This is a genomic window from Streptomyces azureus, from assembly GCF_001270025.1.
GTDB lineage: Bacteria > Actinomycetota > Actinomycetes > Streptomycetales > Streptomycetaceae > Streptomyces > Streptomyces azureus.
In genome coordinates, this window is record NZ_DF968369.1 from 1 (window position 1) to 3,992 (window position 3,992).

At 69.7% G+C, this 3,992-nt stretch carries 2 protein-coding genes and 1 pseudogene; all 3 read right to left on the reverse strand.

The genetic code is table 11. From position 1 onward, the window contains the following. Window positions 1–92, reverse strand: a pseudogene (locus AOQ53_RS46720) (IS982 family transposase); the annotation flags it as partial. A gap of 149 nt (window positions 93–241) precedes the next feature. After that, window positions 242–2,125 carry an RICIN domain-containing protein gene (locus AOQ53_RS30215; protein WP_078945575.1) on the reverse strand — a complete coding sequence of 628 codons (1,884 nt, stop codon included), beginning with the start codon at window positions 2,123–2,125 and terminating at the stop codon, window positions 242–244. A gap of 91 nt (window positions 2,126–2,216) precedes the next feature. Then, window positions 2,217–3,950: an amylo-alpha-1,6-glucosidase gene (locus AOQ53_RS30220; protein WP_059422084.1), complete on the reverse strand. Its 1,734-nt coding sequence runs from the start codon at window positions 3,948–3,950 to the stop codon at window positions 2,217–2,219. Window positions 3,951–3,992: the final 42 nt, after the last annotated feature.

Here is a 3,992-nt window from a genome sequence, read left to right on the forward strand (position 1 = left end):
TTGTGCCAGATCGCGGCGGTCAGCGCGAGAATGCGTTGCATGACGCGGGCTATGACACCTCCGGGTGTGCGCCCTCGGTGCCGTTCGAGGTCCTGAATTCAGGAACCGTGGATATTGGGCCGGATGGATCCGGCCCTTGAACCCTTGAACGGGTCCTCCAAACGGCGCGCACAAGCGGCCAGGACTGCGGGCAGGCGGCCCCCGCCGCACTGTCGTGTGCAGCGGGGGCCGCCTGGGTGGGTCAGACTTTGCCCTGGAGGCGCCAGACCTGGTTGGTCTTGGTACTGAGGGTGCCGGCGGGGTCGCAGGTCCACTGGTGGATCAGGGCCCCGGGTGTGGTGGATACGTCGGAGACGTCGACGCACTTGCCGCTGTGGACGGCGACGAGTTGGTAGTCCTGGCTGTTGCCGAGGGCGGTGACGGGGTTGAGGGTGAACATCTGGTTCGTGCTGCCGTTGCAGGTGTACTGGATGACGGGCGCGCCGTCGGCCGTGGACGCGTTCTGGACGTCCAGACACTTGCCGCTCAGCTCGTTGACGACGGTGTAGGTGTTGCTGCGGCCGACCACCGGCTTGAGGTCGAGCATCTGCTGGTAGCCGCCCTCGCAGGAGTACTGCTGGTACTGCGTTCCGTCGGCGGTGCTGAGATGGGTGTCGTCCAGGCACTGGCCGCTGTTCTCGCTGACGGCGACCGTGGAGACGGTAATGTTGGACGGCGGGAGCAGGGTGACGGTGTAGCCGTCCTTGGCGCTCGTCCAGGGGATGGTGAGCGACGCGGCGTTGTTGCTGACCGTGAGGGTGGTGTCGGACACGGTCTGCGGTCCGGTCACCGCGGCTCCGTTGTTGTACGGGACGCGCTGGACCACGGCTCGCACCCGGTTGTTCTCCATCACCGACGTGGTGTTGAGGCCGGTGAGGTTGACGGTGACGTTGCCGGTGTTGCCGTTGCTGCCGAGCAACAGCTTGGTGTTCTTGGCGGTGTTGTCCTTCGTGGCCAGGCCGTCGATGCCGCTGCCGGCGGTGAGCTTGACGATGTTGCCGGTCTGGGAGCCGTAGTAGCGGTACATGAACCACTCGCCGAGTGGCAGGTACTGGCCGGCGCTGTTCTTGGTGAGGAGGTTGGCCTCGTCGTCGTGCAGGTTGGTGCCCGAGGCCCAGTTGCCGCGCAGGCCGTCGGCGCCGGCCCGCTCCAGGCGGCCGATGAACCAGGCGCCGCCGCCCGGTGACTGCATGGACAGGGTGGCGTACTCGTTGATCTGGTACGGGCGGGTGTTGGTCAGACCGGCGGCGGCGAGGGTGGAGTTCGCTCGGCCGACGTCGACGGCCGGGTCTCCGGGCTCGTCGTGCCAGCTGTAGATGTCGGGGGCGACGTTGTGGGCCTTGACGTAATTGAGGTAGGTGGTCCACCAGGTGTCGGAGGAGTTCGGCTGGTGGGCCATGCTGGGGCCGACGATGAGCTGGTTCGGGAACGCCGCCCTGACCCGAGCGTAGAAGCGCGACCACATCTCCAGGTACTGGGCCTGTGACGGCGCCCAGAAGCCGCTGCCGTCGGGCTCGTTCCACAGGTCCCACTGGACGTTCATGTTGTTGGCTTTGACGTCGTTGATGAGCTGCGTGACGAAGTTGTCGAACTGGGTCCAGTCGCCGTTGTCACCGGGCCAGCCCTGCGTGGTGGTGCTGTCGGCGCCCCACAGGTCGTGGGGCAGCAGGACGAAGGTGCCGCCGAGGGCGACGGTGCGCTTGTACTGGGCGAGGGTGGAGTTCCAGCGGGTCTGGTAGTCGGCGAGGCTGGTGGCGTAGCCGCCGTTGTTGAGCTGGGCGCCGCCGGCCCGCATGAAGTGCCACTTGATGTCCTTGAAGAAGTGGTCCTGCGGCAGCGAGCCGCCCGGCGTCATGCCGTAGATCATTCCAGAAGCCCGGTAGGCGGGGGCGCCGCCGGCGGTGGAGAAGTCGACGGTGACGCTGGTGTCGACGGCGTGTGCGCCGGCGGCGGGGAGGAACGTACCGGCGAGGGAGGCCAGCAGGACGGCGACCGTGGACAGGCCGCGGCGCCTGCGGGCGGCGGGGTGGGCGGGACCGGACGCGTTGCCGGTCGCTGTTCCGGAGAACAGGCTCGGGGTGTGCATGGTGCGGCTCCGAGGTGTCGGGATCGGCCCGGGCGGGGAGGCGCCCGGGTGGTTTGCGGGTGGGGGCTGTCGTGACGGAGGGAATGGGTCGTCAGTGGCCGTGGGCGCTCGTGCGGGCATGGGCCTCCGCGAGCAGGAGGTAGCTGCCGGCGGTCCACGTGTAGGCGCGGTCGCGCAGGCCCTCGCCGGTCAGCGCGTCGAAGTTCTCCGCGAAGCCGGAGGCCTCGCACAGGGCGCGGAACCGGGAACTGATGTCGTCCGCGAGGCGGTCGTGGCCGCTGCGGCGCAGACCGTCCTCGATGAGGACGGTGGCCGGCGCCCAGATGGGGCCGCGCCAGTAGCCGTCGGACCGGTAGTGCGGGGAGGTGGGCAGTTCGGTCGCCAGGCCGTACGGGGTCAGGTGGGCCTCGATCCGCTTCGCCAGGGTCGCGCTCACCCGGTCGGGGAGGTGCTCGCCGAGGGTGATGGGCATGAGGTCGAGGAGGCTTGCGGTCGTCCAGGCGTGGCCGGAGACGGCCGAGCGGGTCGTGAAGTGGTCGCCGGTCCACAGCTCCGTGAACAGGGCCGACCGTATGCCGTCGGCGGCGCGCAGCCAGATGCGGGCGTCGTCGGGGCGGTCGAGGTCAGTGGCCAGCTCCGCGAGCTCCCTCAGTTGCAGCACCAGGAACGCGGCCAGGTCGGCGGTGACGACCACCCGCTCCGGATCGAAGGTGGTGGCGTTGTCCCAGCCGCTGTCGTTGCCGTGCTGGTAGTGGGCCAGGACCGCGCCGGGAGCGCGCCGCCGCTCCAGCCAGAACCTCGTCCAGCATGCCAACCGGTCGTAGGCTTCGGTCAGTTCGGCGCGGCCGAGGGGCCGGGGAAGCCGTCGGCGCAGCCGGCCCAGGGCCCAGCCGTGGATGGGCGGCTTGACGAAGTTGTAGAGCACCTCGGAGTGGGTGACGGAGTCCGGCAGGGCGCCCATGGTGTCCAGGTGGTCGAACATGACCGACCACTGGTCCCACGCCAGCTCCGGTGCGCCGGGAGCCAGGGCGAGGGCGTTGAAGCAGTGGTCCCAGCTCCATACCTTGTCCATCCAGTGCTTGGACATCAGCACCGCCGGACGGCCCAGGTATCCGGCGGGCCGTACGGTCGCCGACCACAGCACGTAGACGGCGAGTTCGGCGGCCGGGGTCGCCGGCGACCGCCACGGGGCGACGGCGTCGGCGAAGTCGGTGAACGCCCGGCACGCCGACTTCGTGACCCGGTCGAAGGAGAGCGAAGGGCGGTAGGGGGCCCGTGCGTTGTCGAGTTCCTCGACGGCCGCCTCCCACGCCTCACCGCCGAGGTTCACCCCGCGGTCGCCGACGCCCAGGCGCTGGTCGCCGAAGCCCTCCGCCGTGCCGGACATCACGGTGAGGCGGTAGCGGCGCCCGGTCTCGTAGGAGGTGAAGACGTACGAGTCGTCGACGGGATCGGTGTAGAAGTAGATGCCGCTGAACGGTGTGAGGGTGTCGGCCGCCGCGGCGACGCGCAGCGCGGCACCCGTGCCGCGCAGGCGCAGGGTGTCGGGTGACTCGTAGACAGCGTCGACGTGTCCCCCGCCGTCCAGGTGCCAGCTGAGCACGCCGGGTGTGGCGGCCACGGTGGTGGGCGCGCGGGTGCCGCCGACTCGGTGGAGGGGCGTGAACCGCAGGACGGGGTGCATGCCGTTCTGATGGGAGACGAGGTGGAGGTCCTCGGCGACGGTCTTCTCGGCGACCACGGGGCTGATGCCGAACCAGGATCCGTGGGTGCTGAACGGTATGTCGCGGACGGAGAAGGCGGGACCGGGCGGGGCGGCGGTCATGGGGTGGTACTCGTTTCTCGAAGGCGGGGGGGGGAACGTGCT

Excerpts from the sequence above, each read along its gene's own strand:
- AOQ53_RS30215 (WP_078945575.1), bottom strand. The coding sequence starts at position 2,125 with ATGCACACCCCGAGCCTGTTCTCCGGAACAGCGACCGGCAACGCGTCC.
- AOQ53_RS30220 (WP_059422084.1), bottom strand. The coding sequence starts at position 3,950 with ATGACCGCCGCCCCGCCCGGTCCCGCCTTCTCCGTCCGCGACATACCG.